The 23,099-nt window shown below is 54.2% G+C and carries 23 protein-coding genes; 1 reads left to right on the forward strand and 22 read right to left on the reverse strand.

Annotation, left to right across the window (positions count from 1 at the left end):
* Positions 1 to 11 precede the first annotated feature (11 nt).
* Genes pilP through pilL2 form a run of 4 tightly spaced genes read right to left on the reverse strand, consistent with a single transcriptional unit; the run spans position 12 to position 4,865 of the window.
* A complete protein-coding gene (gene pilP / locus AC19YY_RS03125; protein ID WP_236361961.1) occupies positions 12 to 584 on the reverse strand; it encodes a type IV pilus biogenesis protein PilP in 573 nt (190 codons plus the stop codon).
* Positions 574 to 1,905: a type 4b pilus protein PilO2 gene (gene pilO2, locus AC19YY_RS03130; protein WP_236361959.1), complete on the reverse strand. Its 1,332-nt coding sequence runs from the start codon at positions 1,903 to 1,905 to the stop codon at positions 574 to 576. Before pilO2 ends, pilP begins: the two co-directional genes overlap by 11 nt.
* Before the next feature lie 3 nt (positions 1,906 to 1,908).
* Positions 1,909 to 3,723 (reverse strand): PilN family type IVB pilus formation outer membrane protein, encoded by a 1,815-nt coding sequence (pilN, locus tag AC19YY_RS03135; RefSeq protein WP_236361957.1) that lies wholly within the window; start codon positions 3,721 to 3,723, stop codon positions 1,909 to 1,911.
* The gene (pilL2, locus tag AC19YY_RS03140; protein WP_236361955.1) at positions 3,723 to 4,865 is read right to left on the reverse strand and encodes a PFGI-1 class ICE element type IV pilus protein PilL2; all 1,143 of its coding nucleotides are present in this window, start codon (positions 4,863 to 4,865) and stop codon (positions 3,723 to 3,725) included. The genes pilN and pilL2 overlap by 1 nt, the downstream gene beginning before the upstream one ends.
* A 185-nt stretch (positions 4,866 to 5,050) precedes the next feature.
* Between pilL2 and AC19YY_RS03145 the strand changes: the two genes are divergently transcribed.
* Positions 5,051 to 5,920, forward strand: coding sequence for a hypothetical protein (locus tag AC19YY_RS03145; RefSeq protein WP_236384475.1), 870 nt, complete (start codon positions 5,051 to 5,053; stop codon positions 5,918 to 5,920).
* Here AC19YY_RS03145 and AC19YY_RS03150 read toward each other — a convergent pair.
* The 18 genes from AC19YY_RS03150 to AC19YY_RS03235 form a co-directional block, all read right to left on the reverse strand.
* On the reverse strand, positions 5,906 to 6,232 hold the full coding sequence (locus AC19YY_RS03150; protein ID WP_236384476.1) for a hypothetical protein: 327 nt from the start codon (positions 6,230 to 6,232) through the stop codon (positions 5,906 to 5,908). The genes AC19YY_RS03145 and AC19YY_RS03150 overlap by 15 nt on opposite strands.
* Positions 6,233 to 6,347: 115 nt before the next feature.
* Positions 6,348 to 8,303, reverse strand: coding sequence for a DEAD/DEAH box helicase (locus tag AC19YY_RS03155; protein ID WP_236384477.1), 1,956 nt, complete (start codon positions 8,301 to 8,303; stop codon positions 6,348 to 6,350).
* Positions 8,300 to 10,180 carry a hypothetical protein gene (locus AC19YY_RS03160; RefSeq protein ID WP_236362422.1) on the reverse strand — a complete coding sequence of 627 codons (1,881 nt, stop codon included), beginning with the start codon at positions 10,178 to 10,180 and terminating at the stop codon, positions 8,300 to 8,302. Before AC19YY_RS03160 ends, AC19YY_RS03155 begins: the two co-directional genes overlap by 4 nt.
* A gap of 104 nt (positions 10,181 to 10,284) precedes the next feature.
* Entirely contained in the window at positions 10,285 to 11,841 is a 1,557-nt protein-coding gene (gene tnpC / locus AC19YY_RS03165) for an IS66 family transposase (RefSeq protein WP_019818069.1), read from the reverse strand.
* A gap of 81 nt (positions 11,842 to 11,922) precedes the next feature.
* Positions 11,923 to 12,258 (reverse strand): IS66 family insertion sequence element accessory protein TnpB, encoded by a 336-nt coding sequence (tnpB, locus tag AC19YY_RS03170; protein ID WP_019719038.1) that lies wholly within the window; start codon positions 12,256 to 12,258, stop codon positions 11,923 to 11,925.
* On the reverse strand, positions 12,255 to 12,587 hold the full coding sequence (gene tnpA / locus AC19YY_RS03175; RefSeq protein WP_019818068.1) for an IS66-like element accessory protein TnpA: 333 nt from the start codon (positions 12,585 to 12,587) through the stop codon (positions 12,255 to 12,257). Before tnpA ends, tnpB begins: the two co-directional genes overlap by 4 nt.
* Positions 12,588 to 12,748: 161 nt before the next feature.
* Positions 12,749 to 13,438, reverse strand: coding sequence for an NYN domain-containing protein (locus AC19YY_RS03180; protein WP_236362203.1), 690 nt, complete (start codon positions 13,436 to 13,438; stop codon positions 12,749 to 12,751).
* A 216-nt stretch (positions 13,439 to 13,654) separates the two neighbouring features.
* Positions 13,655 to 15,559 carry a type I DNA topoisomerase gene (gene topA / locus AC19YY_RS03185; protein WP_236362205.1) on the reverse strand — a complete coding sequence of 635 codons (1,905 nt, stop codon included), beginning with the start codon at positions 15,557 to 15,559 and terminating at the stop codon, positions 13,655 to 13,657.
* A 98-nt stretch (positions 15,560 to 15,657) separates the two neighbouring features.
* Entirely contained in the window at positions 15,658 to 15,855 is a 198-nt protein-coding gene (locus AC19YY_RS03190) for a CrpP family ICE-associated protein (RefSeq protein ID WP_236362207.1), read from the reverse strand.
* Between the two features lie 60 nt (positions 15,856 to 15,915).
* Positions 15,916 to 16,359 (reverse strand): hypothetical protein, encoded by a 444-nt coding sequence (locus AC19YY_RS03195; RefSeq protein ID WP_236362209.1) that lies wholly within the window; start codon positions 16,357 to 16,359, stop codon positions 15,916 to 15,918.
* Between the two features lie 104 nt (positions 16,360 to 16,463).
* Positions 16,464 to 16,919, reverse strand: a complete 456-nt coding sequence (locus tag AC19YY_RS03200; protein ID WP_236362210.1) for a single-stranded DNA-binding protein — start codon at positions 16,917 to 16,919, stop codon at positions 16,464 to 16,466.
* Between the two features lie 15 nt (positions 16,920 to 16,934).
* Positions 16,935 to 17,474, reverse strand: coding sequence for a DUF3158 family protein (locus AC19YY_RS03205; RefSeq protein ID WP_236362212.1), 540 nt, complete (start codon positions 17,472 to 17,474; stop codon positions 16,935 to 16,937).
* Between the two features lie 5 nt (positions 17,475 to 17,479).
* On the reverse strand, positions 17,480 to 18,205 hold the full coding sequence (locus AC19YY_RS03210; protein WP_093235594.1) for a PFL_4669 family integrating conjugative element protein: 726 nt from the start codon (positions 18,203 to 18,205) through the stop codon (positions 17,480 to 17,482).
* Positions 18,198 to 18,851, reverse strand: a complete 654-nt coding sequence (locus tag AC19YY_RS03215) for a hypothetical protein (protein ID WP_236408495.1) — start codon at positions 18,849 to 18,851, stop codon at positions 18,198 to 18,200. Before AC19YY_RS03215 ends, AC19YY_RS03210 begins: the two co-directional genes overlap by 8 nt.
* A gap of 200 nt (positions 18,852 to 19,051) precedes the next feature.
* A complete protein-coding gene (locus AC19YY_RS03220; protein WP_236384326.1) occupies positions 19,052 to 20,353 on the reverse strand; it encodes an STY4528 family pathogenicity island replication protein in 1,302 nt (433 codons plus the stop codon).
* On the reverse strand, positions 20,350 to 21,045 hold the full coding sequence (locus tag AC19YY_RS03225) for a DUF2857 domain-containing protein (RefSeq protein WP_236362020.1): 696 nt from the start codon (positions 21,043 to 21,045) through the stop codon (positions 20,350 to 20,352). Before AC19YY_RS03225 ends, AC19YY_RS03220 begins: the two co-directional genes overlap by 4 nt.
* Positions 21,046 to 21,073: 28 nt before the next feature.
* Positions 21,074 to 22,843 carry a ParB family protein gene (locus tag AC19YY_RS03230; RefSeq protein ID WP_236362024.1) on the reverse strand — a complete coding sequence of 590 codons (1,770 nt, stop codon included), beginning with the start codon at positions 22,841 to 22,843 and terminating at the stop codon, positions 21,074 to 21,076.
* The gene (locus tag AC19YY_RS03235) at positions 22,840 to 23,076 is read right to left on the reverse strand and encodes an Arc family DNA-binding protein (protein ID WP_272889213.1); all 237 of its coding nucleotides are present in this window, start codon (positions 23,074 to 23,076) and stop codon (positions 22,840 to 22,842) included. Before AC19YY_RS03235 ends, AC19YY_RS03230 begins: the two co-directional genes overlap by 4 nt.
* Positions 23,077 to 23,099 lie beyond the last annotated feature (23 nt).

Genomic DNA, 23,099 nt, shown 5'->3' on the forward strand with positions numbered 1-23,099 from the left:
GCATTGCTCCCTCAAGGTTGTCCTGGAATTAGCCCAGGAAGGGCGGGAGGGAACTGAGGAACACTGGGAGTGGGCTCTTTATTTGTGGTGACGTTAATTGGTGGTCGATTCGAAAAACCGAGCGGATAGCGCTTGCCTCCACGCTCAAGGGTCACGTTTTCAACGGTAAGCGTGGCAACGCGGAAACCTCCGGGCAGTTCCTTTGAGGATACGTCGGCGTCTACTTCAAATCCGCCACTGTAGAGCAGGGTTGCACGCAACCGTTTTCCAGAGCCGAAGACGGCTTTCACCACAGGCAGGTCTTGCTGCGCTTCAGTGCTGCGGGCCGCAGATGTTGTTGATGGCGGGAAACTTCCTTGAGGGAAGATTGTGGGCGCAGACTGCGCCGCCACATTTTGGTCTTCGCCAGTAATGGATCTTTCGGCCTTGGCCCTTTCAGCCTTGGCATTCAAAAGAATCGTCTGGCTTTGAATGATGGCTAGCTCACCAACGTTGACCCCAGATGGCGTGTTTTCATTCGCCCAGCTCAACGGCGCCCCGAAAGCAATAATTGAAAACCAAAAGCACAGCGTTTTATTTCGCATAAAGGTCACCTATTACTGACCAGATAAGATGGCCGGACTTATATTCGGTTTTGATTTCACGCAGTCGCAGGCCTTGACCGGGGGCGCCGGATAGAGAGTCCAGCGGAGTAATTCCAGTGGCGTAGTGCAGCTCGAATAGCTTCCATTGGGGCGGTGGTGGCGGTGGTGGAGCAGGCTGACCAGGTATTGCTGGTTGGATCGGCACCACGACTGGCACTTCTTTCAGTACGGGGCTCTGTGTGAAGCTATGCAGCCAAGAAGACAGATTCGCCAGCATCACGATGGCTTCTTTGAGCGGTTCATCACCTGCTGCGGGAATCGAGAGGTCGAATTTCAAGGTCGCAGTGTTGCCTTCGTCAAAGAAGGCCGGCCGATCAGAAAAGTGGCCCTGGGTAGCCTGTATGAGTTTGTCGGCCGTGCTATTGCCCGAGCGCTTGTAGGAGGACAGTACCTGTGAGCCATCGCAGATGGCGCTTGTGAACTGCCATCCCTGGATGGATAAGGGCAGTTGATAAATGACGTTGCTGCAGTCCTCAATAAAGTCTGCAACAGAGGGACGTTTGGCCCAAGGGTGTTCCAGTGCTTGGGGTGTTTGTTCAACACCTGACTCTTTTTGTAGCCTGGCCAACTCCTCGAGGCGTCGTTGTTCAGCCTGGAAAGCAGCCTCCTTTGCGATTTGTGCTTGATGATTCTGCCATTGAGCCCAGCCGATGACGCCGGCAGCGACTATCACTCCAAGAATCACCAACTGCATCAGTTCAGCTTTGGATAACCCGAAAACGAGTGGTCGGAGTCGATATTCACGTTTCAGGTTCGAGGGTTGAAGCAGTTCCTCGATGTCCAGAGGTTGCCCGCCCATTTCGAACTCTAAGGGCAGGTACTCGTGGGTGAAGCTGATGCCACGACTGCGTTGCTGCGCGACTCGGCGTCGAACCTCGGCACCTGTACCAATCATGTCGCACCCAGAGATCACCCCACCCTGATATACAGCGACTAAGGCGTATTGGTCGAGGTCGCTTTCCGTTCTCCAGGCGGCAATCCACGAGTCACCTAACTGGCCTGCGAGGGTCGCCGCGAGCGAGTACATGCCCTTGGTGACGTCGTCACTGCGGGCCACAAATCCAGCCTGAATGATGGCAGGAGTTCTTCGAATGGCGACAATATCTAATTGGTGTTCACGACCGTACTGCCGTGCTTCCTTCATGTGGCCGGTTACACTGCCTAGTGGGTGCCAGCGCAGGCCGGTGACGAATGACTTTCCTCGGTGTTGCAGTACCTGGACACGGGCAGAGCGTGCGCTTCTTGAGGTGTTGTCGGTCATTGTCTACCCCTTAACCCCGGCGCAAAGGCGAAGTGGGCTCGGGCAAACTCCGCAAGGGTCGTTGGCGACAGGCGCATTCAGAGTGCTGGGGCTTCCTGTGTCGCTGTCTACAACAGGTGTGATCAGCACCACGAGTACGTTATGACCGGTTTCGCGAAGACGGCTACCGCCTAACCCGAAGAAACTCGGATCGCCGACACCTGACTTGGTCGCGTTTTCGGTGTTCTCCTCAAAACCGGTCAGCACCAGAGTTTGACCGCTGCGGAGTTTGACCTTAGGCGACAGGTTCTTGGTGTCGTAGTCCGCTGTCTGGACGCTGGAACCGTTACTGGTAAAGGTTGTAAAGGTCGGCTTGCTGCTCATGCTGAGGGTGATCATCAGCAGCATATTGTCCTGGTCGATAATGCGCGGTAGCAACATCATGTTGAAACCGCTGGTGATGGTCGCAGGAGAGAGTGATGTGGATGATCCAACGGACGCCGTTGTGGTTGTCGAGCTTGATGCAATATAACTTTGCACATTGCCGATCTGGATCGGTGCCGGCTGGAGATTCAGCGTGGTGACCGAGGGCGAGCGGACGTTTGAGATTCGGCCTTGTTCCGAAAGGGCTTTTATAATGAGACCCGAGCCAGCCCAGGGGGATTTCGACGTATCCAAAATGCTCAGGGAACCCGAGACCGCTCCGGTGCTGATTCCCGTGGTGGCATTTTTCAGGGAGAAGCCCCATTTGTTGTTCAGGGACGTGTAGACCGCCGTCCAGTCCAAGCCGGTCTGGTCTTTGTCGGTGAGCGATACCTCGAAAACTTTCACATTGAATAGCACCTGGCGAGTGATGCTACGGTTGATCGAGTTCAAGTATGTGGCGACATTTGAAAGCACTTCAGGCCGGTCATTGACTGTCAGGGTACCGGTGGATCGAGAAAGGAACATACGACCAGCAGGTTGCTGACTTAGCATGGCTTTGACGTTTTTTTCGATATCCCCGATCAGCGATGTCTTGATGGTGACGGTGGTGCTTTGGTTGCTACCTGACTCACCCGAGGCGCCTGTTGACGAGGACCCACCCCCTCCACCACCGGAGCCGCTTCCACTGCCTGTGGCGGTGAGCAAGCCTGATTTCACGGTACTCTCGATGACCTGGTCATCACCAAATGCCCAGACATCGAACGTCTTGGTGTCGAAATAGGTGATGCGTACGCTGCGATCTTCGGAGGAGTAGTTCCACGCCAAGCCCTGTTGGGCTGTGACTTGATTCAGCAAACCAGAAAGCTTGCCGCTGTATTTAATGGGGAACGTACTGGGCGCTGACAATCCGCCCATACTCATCGACCGGACATTGCTGGGCATGTTGCCGATGACACCGGCGGGCATGAAGCTGGAGAGGTTGTCCGGCGACGTCATAACCGGTGGAGCTGTTGTCCCTGAGTTGCCTTGATTTGGGCTGGATAGGACGCTTGGATCGATCGCATCTGGAGCCACGATGACTGGAACGCCACACTCGCTGGTGATGTAGTGCGCGACCTCTGCGATCCCAACGTTGTAAGAAGGGCGATAAGTAATGTCGCAATCCATGGTCAGCGGCAAACCGCGCTTGGCGACCATGGGTTGTTTTGAGACCCATGGCTTGTCGCTGAACACCACGGTTTCGCGTGCAGGCTCTTGTTGCTGATTGCGAAGGAAGCGGCTGTATTGGGAGGCGGTCGCTGCGTCGTTTTCAGCGCGTCCGGCCGATTCATTCACCCGTTGCAGAGAGCATGAGCTAATCAGTGCCACGACCAGTAATGAGGCTGTGCTTCGGATCCAGAGGCCTGCAGTCATCATTTTTTCCTCTCTGCGATGTAAAGCACCAACTGTGCTGGGCTGCCGTCTACGACGAATGACCGAGGGGCTGAGTCGTACAGCGGAAAGATCTCTTTGATAGCCTCCTCAAAGCTGCCCTCGAATCGAAGCGGGGCGTCAATTGGATAATCCAAGTCGTCGACCTTCCAAATCAGCGTCCACTTAGCCCTTGCTGCCCAGGCTTCCACGGTTTGCCGAAGTGTTGAGCCAGTGGTCGCCGTCCATATCTGGGCCAGCGGCTTTGGAGCGGTTGCCACTGCGAGAGCAGGTTTTGGCGCGACGGAGGCACTTGGGGCAACGTTTTCAGATTTCCCAATGCTTGCAGGCTGAGTGGATGCAGCGCTGATCGGGGAGGTGAGTTTCTGGCTCGATGTGGGCTTACCGGAATACGTCGTAATAGAGCCGTCCTTGGCGGGCACTACTGGGGTAGTAGATGCTTGGGGTGCAGCTGCTGGTGCCGCAGAAGCGGTTTTGATCGGCGCCGGTGTCGGTACGGCGGCGACCACAACGGGGCTGGGCGTTTCGCCGCCAGGAGTGATTTTTGGGGCCGCTGCAGCTGATGGAGTGGAAGGTATGGAGGTGGCTGCCACTTGTGTTGGCGCAGTACGCGATGATTCCGGGAGCTGGTAACCAGGACGCAGCACGTAACACACCTGGCGATTCACTTCATCAACCTTCACCTGCCAAGCCGGACCCGCAAGTACTTGCAGCGTGTTGCGCAGTGTCATGGGTCCAAGCTTGTACTGGGCCGCTGGGAGTGGTCGCGTGTAAAGGATGTTGACGTGACCAGTGTCGGGCGAGCACAGCGTGTAGCCTGAACGGTCGACGACGTATTGCATGGCATCGCGCACATTGGGGTGCATGTTGGCAGGAATACTGATGTCAATGATCTGAGCCATCAGGTCACGCTGACCCGAGTCAGGCAAGGTACTGACCAGGGTGTAACGACCGTAGCGCACGACCGGTTCCTTTTCAGGCACGGCGCCGCTGGGGTAGAGGTCCGGCGTCAACATATCCGGATTACGGCTGCTATCAAATGCCGGCTTAGGCGTCTGTGGCGTGTGGGTTGCGCAACTGGCGACGAGCGCGAGCAGGGAGAGTGTGGTGAAGTGCCTGATCATGTGCCGAAAGGCCCCCTTTGATGATGGAGGCACAGTGACAGCCAGTCATTGACGGCGCAGTAGGAAATAGAAAACCGCGACGTGGGGTATTTATGTAGTATTTGGTGATGTCATTATAGCATCGCGATGACGCTGTTAATGACGATGGTTGCTGGGCTCAGAAATGAAGCTTTAGGAGAGACTCAATGAATGTGTTTGCGCTGATCACCAATCCTACCGAAGCGATTCCTCTGACTGAGGATATTTTCTACAGCCGTACGAACCGAAAGCCTCCATACATTCAAAGTTTTGGAGGCAAGATGAATTCGTACGCGCTCTGTCCGTCTTGCCAGAATCCGGTCCTAATGGTGAACAGAACCGCAACGGAAACCCGTAGCGGGAGTTTCTATGCTAAGCATAATAAAGGGGATGTCCCGGGTGTTGCTCAGTATCATGAGCACAAGTATCTAAATTGCCCCCTTGCCAACCCGGCCAGGATGGACGAGAAGAAGAGACGTCCCCCAGCTCGTCAAGGACAAAGTGATGAGGTCAAGAACGCACTGATAGAAGCGTTCGATTTAGTGATGAACTTTATTGAAAGTGATACGGGAGTAAAATTCCAAGACTCGATAGTAGAAGATATGCTGGATGATTTTTCAAAGAATAGGGGGTATGAGTACTCAGCTATCAATCTATATAACCTTCCTTATGCTTTCGCATACATGACAGAGTCTAAAGATATATTTGGTTGCTCGGTAAGTAAGGAAATTGCCGATGCGATAGGAAAGAACTCAAAAGGTTTTTCAACTAAGCAGTTTCATAGTAATTACTACATTAAGAGGGAGGAAGGCAGTCGCAGCAAAATTAGATTAATGTTTTACGGGCATGCCGAGTCCGTGAAGGACGGTGGTAATGAAGCTATTATTATGCGGATTGTGGAAGTTCCACCTGGTGCAGATGTCGACGCTGCCGAGCATCTTTACCAGAAGAAGATTGTTCTTGATGGCGCCAAGTTTTTCAACTTTTACATGAAGCGTAAGCGTCGTGTGGACATGGCGCGGTCAAAGTTGCGATAACAGCGCTTCTTTCAGGCGAGAGTTTAGAACTGTTGTTATTTCTTCGTAGCTAAAGGGGAATCGGTCCAGCTCATCCATAACTGAGTCTACAAAATAGGCTGGCACGATGAGTTTTTGGTTGAGGCAGTGTGATGCCATTGAAGTGACCATTTCGCAGAAGCTCTCTTGTTCGGCGATTTGCTTCTTGAGTTCTTCGTTGAGCGAAGGTGCGACTGTTTGAGCAAGCTCGCACAGCAGCTCAATTTCCATGAGCGCATGCAGAATGAGATTTTTCCTGTAGCCCAGCGTCGGGGCTGGTTGGGCGAATTTCATGTAGGGCTCCTAAAAACAGCAATGGATTCGATACAGCCATGCTGGTCTCTGTGCAATTTCAATTCAGCCTGAATTGAATTGTTCAAGCGGTTGGGATTTCTCTATCGGCGCTGTTTCACAAGCTGGCCGACAACTCGGCCCTGGCGTTGGCGGCTGCATCTGGCTCAATGAGGTCGCTCGCTAGTTGTCGTTTATCCAGCAACATTTGCCACAGCATTTGATCAATGGTGTTTTCCACCAGAGGAATTTTCACCACGACCATCCGTAGCTGCCCATTCCTGTAGGCTCTGTCCTCAGCCTGATCCTGTAATCCGGGTGTCCAGGGTAATCCCAGGAACATAACGTAGTTGGCAGCGGTCAGGTTGTTGCCGGTACCGGCAGCGGAGGTGGTGGCTGCGAAGATGCGGGTATCAGGATCGCTTTGAAATTTGTCGATCGCTTTCTGCCGCTTGCCCACAGAGTCACTGCCAGCCACCGTGACACAACCGTAGTCGGCATGCTCGCATTGAGCGCGCAACGTCCCTACGGTGTCTTTGAACTCACAGAACAAGATAACCTTGTCCTCCGCGTCCAGTTCGCACAGCAGCTCCATGACGACGCGAACCTTCACCTGCTCCAGTAACTGGCGCAGTGACCCCAGTCTAGCTAGGCTAGGCCTGTCTTCGAGACGTATCCGATCATATTCACGGCGCTCTTCGAGAGACAGCTCCACCGGCAGTGTTTGCCGCTGCTTGCCCTTGAGTCCCGGCAGCACATCTTTACGTCGACGAAGCATCCAGTCACCAATCGCGTCCCGTAGGTTCTTGCGAAAGTCCTGGCTGCCGGCGAACTGTTCGCAGAACTCCTTGAGAGACAGCTTCCCAACGGGGTGACCGGAAAGCCGCAGAAGCGTGTGAAGTTCCGATTCTCGATTAAGGACCGGTGTTCCGGTCAGTAAGTAACGATTGGGCACCTTGGCCGCGATGTCGAATCCGTGGCGGGTCCATGCAGCGGTAGGTTCTTTCAGGCGATGAGCCTCGTCAATGATCATCACTTCAAAGTGGCCTGCCTGCAGTACAAAATCGCCCAGGCGTTCATAGTTGGTGATAATCCACTGTGACGCAGGATCAAAGGCCTGTTGGCAGATCTTTGCGTCGGGATACACCATCTGGATTTCGCGTTGCCAGTTAATGATCAGCGTCGACAGTGTGATGACCAAGATAGGTCTATCGGCCGCTCGAACAGCGGCGGCAATAATTGCCTGGCGTGTTTTGCCGAGGCCCATATCATCCGCGAGTAAAGCGCTGGTCCGTTGCAGCAAGTGCCGGATGCCAGCTGGTTGATGTCCCAGTAAAGAATGACCCGCCAAGGCCTGATCGATTTGTTCAGTGGTGAACTCGGTCCGTTCAATGGATGGCACAGCGGCAAGGTACACGTCGGTTGAAACGTCTTCGTTACCAGGCTGAGCAGCACGTTCTTGTGGCGGGCCTCCGAGATTGATACGGGTGATTTCATCAGCGGGAACAATAGATCCGTCAGTCAGCAGTTCCTGCACGGTGTCGAGGATCTCGAACTGATCCTCAGACAGCCCCAGCTCCAGGATGAGGTTACTGCGCACTAGTTCGGTACTGGCATCGATGCGCCAGGACTTGGATTGTCCGAGGAAAATACCGTGCATACGCCGAGAGACGGCGACTGCTCCAGGGTGGTAGTCACCCGACAGCAAAATGCCTCCCTTAGCCAGTGGTGCAATTCGCAATGTCAGTCCCCAGATAAAGGCTTGGCGATCCGGGGCTCGCTGCGCTGCTGCCAGCTTTGCAGAGAAGGTCTGCCAGCTTTCGTTGAAGCGGTTCTCTGTCAACTCCATCAGACGGTGGAAGAGCAGGTCCAGGTCATCGAGCAATTTACCTTTGGGCAAACGCCAATAGCGATGTAGGGGATGCTCGGCACGGCGGATGTAGAATCCGTCACGCTCAAGAAAAAGGCGGTTGGCTCCCTCGACGTACTGCAGCAGTATGCCGAAGTCGTAGCCATCAAAAATGACTTTTTCGACCAAGTCCAGCCGCCGATTCATCAGGCGCGGGCGACTCATGCTCTACTCAGCCGTTGGTTGACCCATTCCGCGCAGGCTTGGGCATGAAGTGTTTTTCGATTGTTATTTGTGTAGCGCGTGATGGATTGTGTCAGGTCTGGCCATTCAAGGTTCGTGGGGAGTTGCCCTGTTTTTAGGTTGGCCCAAAACCACTTGAAGGCTTGATCGACATTGGAGCCGCTCTTGGGTGTTTTGTTATGTTCTCCCCGCAATTGCGTCATCACCAAGTGTTTCCGGGTCCACTTTGTTGGCGTGTTTTCATAATGTTTTTCAGTGTGCAATTGAATCTCTGCAGAGGCCAATGAGCGCCCGTTTTCACGAATTGAAACTAATCGACAATAGCCCCCAAAGGCGCTGTAGTCATAGCTGTGGATGCAATGACCCAGTGACCTGGACTCTTCATCAAGATCTGCAGGACATATGAGTTCAATGATTTGCAAGCCATTGGGCGCAAGTATCACTCCGGGTTCATCCAGTAATGGAGTCCAAGAACTGATGGACTCTGCCTGTGTCTGGGATTGTGTTGCATCCAGAGCTGTACGGATTTCTACCAGCGCCTGATGAAAATCAGTCACCAGGCTGGCGATCTGGAGGTAGGTGGCAGAGCTAACAAACCGCTTAACTCGTTGAAGAGCTTCCCTGCCAACAGTTCCATGGCACTCATTGATGTTGTTAAAAACCTCATTGAGATCTTGCAGGTTTCCTGCAATTTGAGGCCACTCAGGGTTGGACCAGTCAGTCGGGCATCCTGAGAACAGCCTGTTCCAATCCTGCGTTTGCTCACGCAGCTGGAAGGGGACTTTATCCAACGTGTCAAAGAATGTTTTCCACTGTGCTTTGGTGGACGGGCGGCGGTTGCCCATTGAGGCTCCAAGCAGCAATCGATGCCACGGGGTCTCCGGACCTTCGCGACTTATTCGAGTCAATGCACTGCCGGTATCGAACACACGTTGTTGGCCCAGGTAACGAATCGATGAGCGTGGAGTTTGTAGTAGCCATGCCAGCGTATCGTTAAGGGGCAGGCCGGTGTCCGCGATGCGGCCCATCAGGCAGGCCTGCGCTCGGTTCATAGAACCGTCGTCGCTCCAGTTCGGCTGACACTCTTGAAGCTCGTCCCACGGGCTGCTCATGTAAACCCGTTCCTGATCGTCCCAGGGCCATGGCCAATGCTCACCCAAGACAACGAGCGGGATCAGAACGGGTTGGGCTTTCAGCGCTTGAAGGCGACGTTTACGATCGCCTTGGGTCAGCCAGTTATAAAGCTTGGGAGAGGGGCACTGGGCCGAGCGAATGGCGAACAAAAGCTCTTGGTCCAGGCACTGGCAAAACTGCTTCAAGGTGCTACCCATCTGGGCCAGGTAAAACTGGGTGCGCGGATTGAAGTAACGGTTGTTGCTGACCATTGAGTCAAAACCCCTACGACCGAAGCCTCCTAAATCTTCCACTGAAAGCGCTTTTGCGGCCTCTCTTGCAGATTTGCAGAACGATGTCAGCAGTACGTCCGCGTACCAGCGCGCCTTAAACCTGAGTACCAACTGCTGAGCTACCGAGGCGGTTGGTTTTTTTCGATGAACGCGGTCTTTTGCGTTAATCCTGCAGGCCATCAGGCGTTGGCCATCGAAGTATTGAAGCAGGTTGCCGACTCTGGCTAATGCCGGGCGAGCTCTTCCATCTGTACTGCCCAGTGCCACGCACCAGCAGCGAGTGTAGGCGGTTGAGTTCAGATACCGCTCGATGAAAGAGGTCAGTTGAGAGGGGGTTATCCGAAAATGTAAGGCCCAGGTTTGTGCGACTTCAATCTGGCGCTCAGAGAACTTCTTCAACTTTGGTTCAAGTTTAGTCAGCTCTGATACCGATTGTCTTTTTAGCGTAGTCACCTATGACCTCCTCTGCGATTCGCAGAGGAATGTCGGTCACGGGAGGGGGAGGTTCCAGCGTTAATGCATAACGCCCACGTGAGTGATTTGTAAGCGAACGGGCATTACAGGTTGCGTAACGGCAGCCAGTTATGCGGCAACAACTCGGCGATCTCACTGGCGCGCTGCGTCGGCAGCCGCATCAGCACATCCTTGAGATAAGCATACGGATCATGCCCGTTAAGCTTGGCCGATTGGATCAAACTCATCAGCGCAGCCGCGCGTTGTCCGCTGCGTAACGACCCTGCAAAGAGCCAGTTCTTGCGTCCGAGCGCCCATGGCCGGATTTGCTGCTCGATGTGGTTGTTATCAATAGGCACCGCGCCGTCATCCAGATAACGTGACAACGCCGTCCAGCGTTTCAGGCTGTAATCCAGGGCCTTGGCGATGGCCACACCCTCGTGTACCAGCTCGCGCTGGGCGATCATCCAAGTGTGCAGCATGTTCATCACGGGGACGGCTTTTTCTTGTCGTATTCGTCGCCGTACATCGGGCTCCAAATCGCGGATTTCACTTTCGATTTCGTACAGCAACTGGATATAGCGCAGAGCTTGCTCGGCGAGCGTGCTTTTGTTCGTGGCGTGCAGGTCGAAGAACTTACGCCGCGCATGGGCCATGCAGCCGATTTCAGTGACACCGAGTGCAAAACTGGCTTTGTAACCACCAAAATCATCGCAGACCAGCTTGCCCTTCCAGTCTTGCAGGAAGTTGCGTGCATGTTCGCCCGAGCGGCTGGGGCTGAAGTCGTACACCACTGCGCGGATATCGGCAGACGCGGTGGTTGCATAGGCCCAGACGTAGGCCCGATGGGTTTTCTTCGAGCCAGGCATGAGCACCTGTACCGGCGTTTCATCGGCGTGCACCACGTTGTGTCCAAGCACCACTTCGCGCAGAGCATCAACCAGTGGTTGCAGTTGCACACCGCAAGTGCCGACCCACTGCGCCAAGGTCGAGCGCGGGATGGCGAGGCCGGCCCGGCCAAAGATCTTTTCCTGACGGTACAGTGGCAAATGATCACCGTATTTGGCGATCATCACTTGAGCCAGCAAACCTGCTGTGGGGATGCCTTTATCGATGACCTGCGCAGGAACAGGTGCCTGGATCAGGGTCTCGCAGTCCTCACAGACCCACTTGCCACGGATGTGTTGTTCAACCGTGAACACGCCGGGCGTGTAGTCGAGTTTCTCGCTGACATCCTCGCCGATACGCTTGAGGGCGCAGCCGCATTGGCAGTGAGTGTTGTCCGGTTCGTGATGGATGGGCGTGCGTGGAAACTCGGGCGGCAAGGCGGTGCGTTTAGGTTTTTGCCGAGCCACGGTCGGGGCTGGAGCGGGTTGCAACGTCTCAAGCTCGGCTTCGATGGCCGCGATATCGGCATCGATCACGTCATCGAGCAGGCTGGTTTGATACGGATTTAGCTGCTCGCTGCGCTTGGCAAACTTGAAACGCTTGAGCTGTGCGATCTCGTGGGTCAGCTTGTCGTTGACCGTTTTGTAGTGATGGATCTGCTTGTCCATGGACTCGACTTTTTGATCGAGAGTCTCGACACGCTGCATCAGCTGCGCGGCGATAGCGCGCAGTTGTTCAGGGTTTAATTGGTCGAAATCAGGAAGCAAAGTCATGCCGCCGATTTTGTCAGAACAGGCCAACACTGACGATAGGCTCATCGGACAATTGCACGGCGACGCTGGCCATGGCAGTGATTACATCAGGGTAATCGCACTGTTTTGCCCAACTCTTTGCCAAGGTAAACCCAGCACCAGGGCATGCAGTTGTTCGGCACCCAATTCCATCTGCGAGCCGTGCCGAGATCCCGGCCAGAAAAATTTGCCTTGATGCAGTCGGCGCGCCGCCAGCCAGATGCCCAACCCATCGTGCACCAGCACTTTCATGCGATTGGCGCGGCGGTTGGCAAACAGATAAGCACAGTGCGGCTGCGCCGCACCGAACACGGCCACCACCCGCGCCAGCGCTGTGTCAGTGCCGGCGCGCATGTCCATGGGCTCAGTGGCGAGCCAGATGGCGTCGATACGAATCATCGCAACAGGTCTCGAAGAAAGGTTGCACAGGCAGCAGCACTTTCAGTTGGCCAGTTCACTTTAACGGTGCCGCGCGGATGCTGGATCTCAACGCTGATAGTCGATGATGCCGATTGCGACTCAGTGCTGGCGAGTGGCATGGGCAGTGAAACAAAAGCGGGATGCAGCGCCATGCTTTTCTGCGTTTGCAGCCGAATCCACTTGTGGACGAGGTTCGCGTTGAGGCTGTGGCTCAGCGCAACGTTGGCAATCGAGGCCCCAGGTTGGGCGCACTCTTGAATGACTTGGGCCTTGAACGACCTGGAATAGGAACGGCGTTGTGGCTGCATGAAAGACCCTCTTAAAAGGCTAGAAGTGGTGTCCACTTAAATAGGTGGACACCATCGCCTTTGGCGGTGGGGTCAGAAAGGTGTGTTTGCTGGCCGGTTACAGTGATTTAGACTTTGTCGAGTACCACAAAGCGAGAGCTTTTCGCAGTACCGGTTTGGATTTACCAGTAGTCAGGCTTAATTGCTGGCTTTTTTAGAGTCGCTACACGATTTGGGAACTGATACGTGGAAAGTTCTTCAGTTGTAACGATGTGTCGCATCCAATGTGAATGATGTTTAAGGGATCCAGGTATGGTGCGTTTGATGCCTTCTCTATGCGGCAAAATCACCCCAATTTTGAGGTCTGGAAAGTCCTCTCGAAGCGCTCGCAAGGCTGGAGTCATGTCGGTATCAGCTGAAACCAACACAACCTGCTGGATACGTTCCTCCTGAACGAGACTCGCTTGGCGAGCTGCAAGCCGATACATGCTGATTGCGATGTGAACGTCCGTTTCCTTTTCTTCAAGCTTCCAGATATCGACTTGATCAAGTCTTGACGCAGGGGTGTTTTTATTAACAAAACGAGGAGCTTTGCCTGACTCTAATTGATGGCGCCCGTAAGTTACGTCAACACCTCGTGCAATCAAGGCGCGTAGATAACTGTCTTGAGCCTCTTTCGACTGGATACCACGGCTGGCGAGTGAAGGTTTCACACCCGAGGTGAAAAATCTAACCGATGCTAGAGTGTTGTCGGGATGCTCGACACGCAGAATGTGCTCCAGCAACGACGGGAGATCGAGCCACTTGAAGGGTGTGCCTGCGAGTAGGCCGTAAAACAGGTTGTAGCCGTCTACAAAGCACGCTGTGCGCAAGATTTTCAGTCCTTAGAAACGAAAAAACCGGCGCTAGGCCGGTTTCTTCACCCCAACAGCCAGCGAACTGAATCGCTGCGTACGGGGCTGAGTAGTCGGCTAATGATGACATAGTTGCCATGTATGTCAACTGTCCTGTGCGCTTGATAATGGTTAGGGTCAGGCACAGTTACCACAATGGACAGCAAACTAACATAGAGTGTTTTTTCCAACCGTCTAGACCCCTTTGGGTTTGCTGAAGTCTGGCTTGCCATTCAGTGTGGGGAAACTGACTTTGCAGCCATTCGACCTAAAGCCGGTGCAGCCCCAGAAATCATACGCGCCGTCCCCTTTCTTCTGTCGTCTTGCGAGAGGCTGATTGCACTTGGGGCAGATGTAAGTTTGGCCGGTGGCGGCTGGCCGGGGATTGGACGCCATGGGTACACTAGGCACTCCACGTTGCTGTGACAGTTCCTGTTCCAGGCGGCTGTGCAGGCGCGCAACGACAGCTCCATAGGTGTCCTTGCCCTGGGCGATTTTGTCCAGGTCGCGTTCGAGCTCCCGTGTAAAATCCAGCTCCACGAAACCGAAGAACCCTTCGAGTTTGGCGATCGTTTCCTCCCCCAGCGTGGCCGGTACAAGCTTGCGGCTTTTCTCCTCGATCAAGCCCTTGCTGGTGATGTTCTTCAAGATCGACGCGAATGTGCTGGGTCGACCAATACCGCGCCGTTCCATTTCTTTGATCAGGCTGGCCTTGGTGTAGCGTGATGGTGGTTGGGTTTTCTTCTTCAGCAGTTCGCCGCTGTGTACTGAAAGAATCTGTTTGTGGGAGAGTGCAGGAACAGGGTTGTCAGTCTTGGAGTCTTCCTCATCGTCGGTGTCGTCGCCCTTGAGCATTTTCCTCCAACCGGGATGAAAAAGAGTTTCACCTGTCGCGCCAAATCTAAGCGCCTTACCGCTAGGTCCAACTGCGAGCAGTTTCACCGTGCGTACGTCAAAGATTGCCGCTTCGAGCTGGCTTGCCAGAGCCCGCACCCATATCAACTTGTACAGAGCGAGCTCATCGTCATTTTCACCTGCTTTGGCATCAGCCCAGTAAGTCGGGGTGATGGCTGGATGGCCTTCCTGAGCGCCTTCCGCGGACTTAAACGTTCTCCGTTCGTCGACGGCCGTCATCCCGAGGGCTTTAGCAACCGTTCGAATATCGTCCATGGCTTCGTCTGGGACGTTAGGGTTATCCGTTCGGTGGTAGGTGATAACGCCTTGTTCATACAGTCGCTGGGCGACTTGCATGGTCTTGTCCGGATCCCATTTCAAGGCGTTGCTGGCCGCTTGCTGTAGGGTCGAAGAGATGAAGGGTGCCGGTGGGTGGCGCTCGGCCTTGCGGTTTTCACATGACTCGACGACGACATTGCGTGTGCCGGCGACTAATTGGGCCAGATTGGCATCCTGAACGTAAGGAAAGTCTTTAGTCGCAAAATCCGGTACCGGTTGCCATTCAGCATACCAAGTGGTGCCCTGATTCATATCCATAAAGTTCAGGCGCACACCAAAATGATTGATCACCTTAAAATTGCGGATCTCGCGTTCGCGTAAAACCACCAGATAGACTGCCGGTGATTGGACGCGGCCTGCGGAAGTGGGTTTGCCCATCAGGCGGCGTAGCTCCTGAGTCACGAGATAACCCACCAGGCGGTCAAGAACACGGCGGCATTCCTGTGAGGCAACCCTGTTCAGATCGATTTGTCGAGGATTGGCCAGTGCCTCTTCAACACGCTTGAGGGTGATTTCGTTGAAGGTAATGCGTTTGTAGGTTTTGACCGCCAAAACCTGCTGGATGTGCCAGCTGATGCTTTCACCTTCACGATCAGGGTCTGTTGCGAGGTAAATTTCACTGGCCTGTTTCGCTGCGGCTTTGATGGTTTTGACGGCCCTGTCGCTCTTATCCAGGATCTCATACACCGGTGTGTAGTTTTTACGTACTCCGGTGGTGATCATGGTGTCGTCCTGACCTTTGGCCGGCAGGTCGCGGATGTGCCCACCACTGGCAACCACCTGCCAGTCTTCGCCTGGGCGTAGCTTCTTCATCATTGGCTGGAGCTTTTTCAGCTTACCAGGTGCCTCGATGATCAATAGCTTCACGGTGTGTCCCTCTCAAAATAATCAGAGTGGAACTGTTGCGTCAGGCGGGTAGGGCTTCAATAGGAAATGGTCAATACGCGGGGGAGAGCATTATGCGGCTATAGGTCCAGCGATAGCTGCTGTGCCTGGGCAAAGCCCTTTAGCCACGACGCACGCATAGCGGGGTGTTGGTAAGGGCAGTCATACACCCGTAGCCCTTTCCGCGCAGCGGTCACACCAGTAGCAAAAACCGTCAAATGAGGATTGTTGCAGCGTCGTCTGTCAGCAGTTTTAGTCAATGAAGCGTTATCACCCATGCCGGTTGCTCCTCGATGCTCAAATTCATCTACCAGCAGATCCGCGCATGGCGCGATTTTTTAAGGGAAAGTGTTGCAGGCAGATGCCGGGGTGTCGAACCAGTTGGCTGCCCTCAGCCAATGTACGAATAACTCAATCGACTGACCACTTCGTACCTGCAGATCGTGTAAATCGCCGTGAAGTTCAAGATCCTCGGACTCTTCATCCCAGTTGAAAAGTTCGAAGTAGTTGGTGTCGTAGCGATCTGGATTTAAAAGCTCTTGTATGAATCTTCGTGCGACCATTGAGCTCATGTCACTGTAGTCGTCAGCCCAGACGTCTTTATCACGCCAACCAGCCTTTATCCAGGAGGCGAGTTGGATATTCTCGGTGATACCGTAGAAATCTGCTGCGTTTACGTCGCGCTCATCACAGTACCGCCAATAGAGACGGCCCAACTTAGGATGGTCTGCAGCCACCAGAAGCCAGCCATCTGGACACCTCACCTCCTCATCGTCCCACATTGTTGTACACCTTCAGACTTCACGAACGAGGAGGGAGCGACGGTAAGTCATCTCCCTCCACCACCAGCATCACGAATGGGGCGCCAAAATTAAGCCCCTGGAATTCAGAACGGGCGGTCGGGGTCCGGATAGTCGTCGAAATCAGGTGCAGGTTGCGAACTGGATTGATCACGTGAGGTGCTGCCTTGGCTCTGCGACGGTGACAGGGTCACGCTCGCAATCCTGTGCGGCAAGATGGCGACCCGAGAGGCTTGAATTTTCAGCGCTGCATTTTCCTCGCCATCTTTCTCCCAGCGGTCCATCACGGCGCGTCCTGAAACGATGACGCGCATTCCTTTCTGAAAAAGCTGCGAATAGTGTTGTGCGTCCTTGTGCCACCACTCGACGTTCGCCCAGAACCCCCCGCGATCTTCGAATCCGCCTTTACCGTCCGGAATCGAATTGTCGAAGTAGACGTTGGCCCGCATCAGCCGACGCGGATCCTTGTTACCGTTTGGGAATTCTTTGAACTCCGGTGTCGAGCCAATATTGCCTTCCCAGCCTTGAACGGGCGTGCCCATAAGTAATCTCCGAGGTTATTGGTCTTGCGTTGGGTTGGTGAGCTGCTGCAGTCGAGCGGTATACACGGCCTCTGCCTGGCCCATTTTTTCAGCGCACTCGGCGGCCTGTTTGGCGATTGAGTGCATCAAACTCATCTGCATGTTCAGGGTGATGCGCTGCAGCTCCATCGCGTACAGGTCCTGCAGCATGGATTCCGGTGTTCTGGGTGAGCCCATCATCTCCGTCCAAACCCCCACGCCCATCCGGCGGTCTGTCACTTTCTGCCATCTCAGAAACTGGGTTCCGGCTTGGGTGTTCTGCTCAGTCAATCGCACCGGCACGAGGGTGAATGGATAGCATCGAGCTTGCTCCAGCACTTCCTGGGCAAGTGCTTTCAAGTCCGCTGCCTGAGCTCGACATAGATCGGCAAATTGGGTCAGCTCTCCCTTACCTTTAAAAGGCTTTAAAAGGCCTTTTAGTGAGGCAGCCTGTTGCAGTCGCTGGAAGGCTTCCTGTTGCAGTGGTCGGAAGGCGGTCTGTTGCAGCGACCCGTCATTGGAAGGGATCTGGCCCATCTTCATTAACCTTCCTCGACGTCATCGAAGTGGTCATCCACCGCGGCGTGCTGTTGGCCGCGAATAATGGGCGGAGCAAAGTTCGAACGGCGTGTGCCTTCCAGGATGTCCTGTGGCATCTCCCCGTAACGCTCGTACATTTTTCGGGCTGCTTCAGCCTTGGCATTGTTGGCGGCGAAGTCATCGCGTGCAGCGCCGGAGTATTTGTAGATCTGTGCAAGGCCAAACAGTCTTCTCAGTACTGCGGCACCCTCATCAATCCAGGCTTCCATATCGTGGCGCCCGACGAGGCCGACGTGCTGGGCCAGTAAAATGCGTCTGACAATTTCGTCGTAGTTAGTCAGCAGATACACGGCCTGAAAGCCGAGGGGGTTGGCAATGTACAACGGTAGGCTGACAGGCTGGATCGAAAGATTCTCGCTGATGCTGATGGCCGGGGGGAGAGAGGCCATGGCCATGTCCAGGCGTTCTTCGATGGTTTTCAGCGCTTCTTTAGAGACGTTGATTTTTTCTTCTATCTGGATCATCCACCAATCGGAGTACGGATCATCCTGTTGGGCACCACGAGACATACGATTGATGACAGTGCAAAACCCTGACAAGCCGATGATGCCGACTTTAAGGTCATTTTTGGGGCGTCCCATCCAGATGCGGGCTGCATGGTGGGTGTGAAGGGTGAGCTTCACATCGCTGCGCAGTGAGCCGATGTTGAGCCGGAAGTTGTCAGCCATGGTGCAGTGTTTCCTTGGGGAGAGGATTGACGTGCCCATGCTGCAAGTTGGCTGTAGCAGGCGCAGCAATAAATCCGTAGCCCGATGGAAGGGGATTTGTTGATGCTTCTATATATAGAGGGAGGCTAGGTAGAAAGTTAGCCTGGCTGCCGCCACCGATATGGGGTCCTGTGCAGGTGGTGTGGGCCACACCACCTGCGTGGCTGCCGGTACCGATATCGGATCCTGTCAGAGTGATTCGGGCCGAATCACCTGCCTGGCTGCCGCCACCTATACCGGATCTTGTCCAGGTGGTGCGGGCCGCATCACTTGCCTGGCTGCCGCCACCTATACCGGATCCTGTCAGAGTGTTGTGGGCCACAACACTTGCGTGGCAACTGCCGCCGATATCGAACTCTGGCAAAGTGTTGTGGGCCACATCACTTGCCTGGCTGCCGCCACCTATACCGGATCCTGTCAGAGTGTTGTGGGCCACAACACTTGCGTGGCAACTGCCGCCGATATCGAACTCTGGCAAAGTGTTGTGGGCCACAACACCTGCCTGGCTGCCGTCTCCGATACCGGATCCTGTCAGAGTGTTGTGGGCCACAACACTTGCGTGGCAACTGCCGCCGATATCGAACTCTGGCAAAGTGTTGTGGGCCACAACACCTGCCTGGCCGCCACCACCTATACCGGATCTTGTCCAGGTGGTGCGGGCCGCATCACTTGCCTGGCTGCCGCCACCTATACCGGATCCTGTCCAGGTGGTGCGGGCCGCACCACTTGCGTGGCTGCCGGCACCGATGGCGGGTCCTGGCTGGGTGTTGCGGCCCACACCACTTGCGTGATTGCCACCACCGAGCTTCATGGGTGTGATCCCCGATGAGGTTTTAGCAGATGCAACATCCCGCTGAGTGTTTGATTCGCGGTTTGGATCGACTCAGGGCTGCGGGTAAGAGCTACCGTTTTCTCCGGTTGCCCTGCGACGAGGGGCGGACTAAAAGTGTTCTGAGGTGCAGAGTCCGATCTTGCCTTGTCAGCTGGATCCCATTGGCTATTGAAGTCACCACGGACAGCCATACCGACGAGTGTCATCAAGTAACCCAGTGGATTTCGTATCCCTCCCGAGTCACAGCGGTGTACCCATTGCTTTATGAGAATTGGTTTCAGCTCGATCGGAACCTTCTGCAGTGCCAAGATTGCATTCTGTTTTTGTTCAATCGGCAGACGGTGCAATGCATTGAGCAAATCGGCAGTCGCGTCGTCGGGCACGGGCGGTACATGTACAGAGCTTTTACAAACATCATTGTTTGTATCTGTATACGTACTATATGAGTTCGGATGCCGAACTAAGTCCGAACCCAGTGATTTACGGCTGAGTTCGGCATCCGAACTCGGCTCTAAAGCGATGCGCTTGTCTCCTTTTTTACTGAGTTCGGCATCCGAACTCAGTGACGACAGTGCTATGTTCTGCTGAGTTCGGATGCCGAACTCAGGCTCAGTTAGAGCACTGAGGGTCTGTGTTTTCACCCAAGCTTGGTTGTTCAAGCGCGTTTCGATGATATCCAGACGGCTTGGTAAACGCTGGCCAACATCTGGATCTGCGGCGAATTCCTTCCAGGCGATTTGTGCAACCTCGCGGATTACCTTGGTCTGGTGTTCCATAGACTGCTTGAGGAGCTGCAGATAGTCATTGTCGAACTCTAAAGCCTCAGCCGGCGTGACCGGTTCGTCATGAAGCAAATAGACGTTGCCTTGCACTTGTCCACTGAGGTCATTGCGTACCCGGCGTCCTAGGCTAAGCCATCGGGTAAGGCGAAGAGTGACCAATGCTTTTGACACAGTTTCACGCGAAGCCGGTCTTCCGGGTTGCATACCCAAATATGGCCGCAGTTGTTCATAGGTGGGGAACGCCGTCAGGCCGTCGTCGTTAATCAATAGGCGAAATACTTGCCAGGTGTTTCTTTCAAGCGGCGTCAGCCGATCATCCAGCAACAGTCGGCGAGGCACCGTCTCGTGAGGATTTCCGCTGAAAATAATTCCAGAGTACGGCGAAGCCCCTTCAAACCCAGGGGGCGCAGTCTCTTTTTTCTGACGCAAGTGAGCCTCAAGGTGACCGGAAGCCGAGTCTAAAAGCGTCGAAAATGGAAGTTGTGACAACTTCATCGCACAGGGTCACCTTCTGCCGATGTCACAGTCGGCGGGGATCGACGTTGTGAAGTTTCTAGCGGTAACCTTCTCGGGACACCGTTAGTGGTAGGGGGGTAAAGCCCGTCCTTTATCCAGGATTGAACGCGATGCCAAATGATGGCGAGACTGAGGTTTTCTACAGTTTCATCGGCACTAGTATCTTGCGGCGTATTGAGTTCCTCTGCCACCAGCATGGCGATGTCAAGCAGCGCTAGGCTATCGTCGAGCTCAACCTGATTTTCTTGCATCAGGTGTGTCCATCGATACCAAAGTTGAGCATCCACCTCCTCACTGAATTCTCTCCACCGTCCGCGACGTGCCGTTACTCCAATAATTAGGCGTTGAAGGGCTACATCCTGCGGGGATAGTCCAAAGAACTGTTGCAACATCTGAGTGGTTGCTCCAAGTCGTAGGGCGCGCTCGATCATGCGCACCTCTTCGTCAGAGCGCTGCGCGCCTGTGAGAAGTTTTTTTACCATCTCCCCATCAATCGTGACGTTGCACCAGGTCACGGGTGTGTTGAGTAATAAACTCAGCACTGAGGGTTGTTGGAGCTGGGCCAATATCTCTGGCTCCAGGCCCATCTCGATGCACCGCCTCAGTTGGCCGTTGCGCATGTGATGAAGTACCTGAGATAGGATGGCTTCATTTATTGGTGTCTTGGACATGACGACTCCCGTTTGTAGTTGTTCCGCGTCAGGTAGTTGAACTCGAACCACTGTCTGCGACTAACTTGACTTCCAAATCAATCAAGCGCCTTGCAAGCCGAATGATGCGAAACAGCTTCACCAGTGCGCCGTCGCTAAGCCGACCTTCATTCTCTGGTAACTGATCTTCTGCATGAGGCTGGCCTAATAGGATTTGCCCTAACCCAGCGGCAAACTCGAAATCAGTTAGGGCGTCTGCGTGAATATCGGGCTGCTGCTGAATCATTTTCAGTGCGATGGCTATAGAGCCGCTCAAGGACTGGAGTAACGTCAAGGTATGCAAGGCTGTGGCAGTGACTTCAGCTTCATCATCTGTGTGCCGGTAGCTGAAGCCGATACCGCCGTCGATATCCAGGAATTGTCCTGGCGCCTTCACAGAGCTGGCCACTTCGCGTGCCAATTGAGCAATGTGCTGACGCAGCGTGATGGTGTTATCTATCTCGCGCTCGATGTACCAGAGGTCTGAAATAGGATTCAGGCCACCGGCCTGAACGGGGATGGCCACCAAGGCATTGGCCGCGAAGTCGGGCAGGACTTCGCCGTCCAGCGCTGCTACCTCCCGTTTCATCTTGTCGACCCTTGGAGACGTTTTGACTGGGCTCGCGATATGCCCATCAATACGCGCTTGTCGTTCCTGCGGACTCAGGTGTTCTGACGGAGGAGGGTTCAGTTGCTGCTGGCCCGCTGGTGATGACGGGGGCGCCGTTGAGGTCGTGGTTGTTTTTTGCGTGTCCTTCACCACATGAGTTGTAGGCAGTTGTGGCAGATTATGATTCGTTTCAATACCGTTGTTTGTACCGTTAGATTGCTGCAGACCCTCAAGTTGCGAGATAGAGGGATGGGGTAACTCCATTATTGGTGTTGAACGGCGCAGTTGGTCTTGGTTCTGAGTGATCTCCAGCAGTATTTTTTCGTAACCGAGATTCAACGGTTTTCTAAGTTGGTCAATGAGTTCGTCTTGGAACCGCTGGAATAAAAACTCGTCTGCGTCGCCTTCAAATTGAGACAGGACATCTTGGAAGACGGTATCAAACTCAAGGTGTTGTTCTTGTACAACGTAATTGCGCTCCCAGCACTGAAGGGCTGTCTTGCGCAAAGACAGCAGCTTTATGATTCGATCTGCCCCAAGTCCAGAATAGAGTGCTGCGGGAATTGCTGGCAGCAAGTAACGGATGGTGTCATTCATACGACTCAGATGAGATGCAGATACTGGGTATCCATCTGATGAAAGTCTCCGGGAAAGCTCGCGCAGTGAGATCGACTCCCCAGCCTCTTCCTCATACAAGGCCTTGGCTTTATCAACCCCTATAGCCCGCTCAATAAATAGAAGCTGGCCTTGCAGATCGTTTTCGGCAAGGTGCCCAGTAAGCGAGATAATTTCGCCACGAACTGCGTCCCAAGGGCGGAATAGGCAGTGAAACTTAAAGAATTTCTCGTCACCGGTTTCACGGTACAGCTCATTAAGAATCGCCAAGCGCGTATTGCCGCCGTTCCTGATCCGAAACTTTTCCTCGCCAGGCTTGCGGGTGACGGGAGGCGGAGTGTCGAGACCTCGATGCCGGATCGACTCTTTGATGTCGTCATACTTGGGGTTACGAGTCGTCCGTGGGTTTTCGTCATAGGGTAGTGTTTCATCCAGCGACAACAGCATCGGCGTATCGACAATTGGGTCGCTCATGCGCTCTGCAACAGACGACTTTGATTCAAACGCGGGCTGCAGCAGTTTTTCTTTCATGGTCTGGGCCAACGACGGTTTCATGCTCTTGCTCCAGGCTGTTCAACAGCCGGCGCTACAGCCAACAGCAGATCAATTGTTTTTAGTGCTCGATCTAGTTCAGCTTCAAGCCTGGCTGTCGTTTCCAATCGATAGATAATTTCTGAGTTCATCGATCGGGCGTTGTCGCGTGCTTGCAACGCGATTCGCTCGCGCATCCCATCGGGGAGGCGGACAACAAATTTTTCTTCAAGCTGACGTTTTGGTTGATCACTCATAGCGTGCTCCGATGTCTGGGGGC

Source organism: Pseudomonas sp. MF09156 (genome assembly GCF_059862305.1).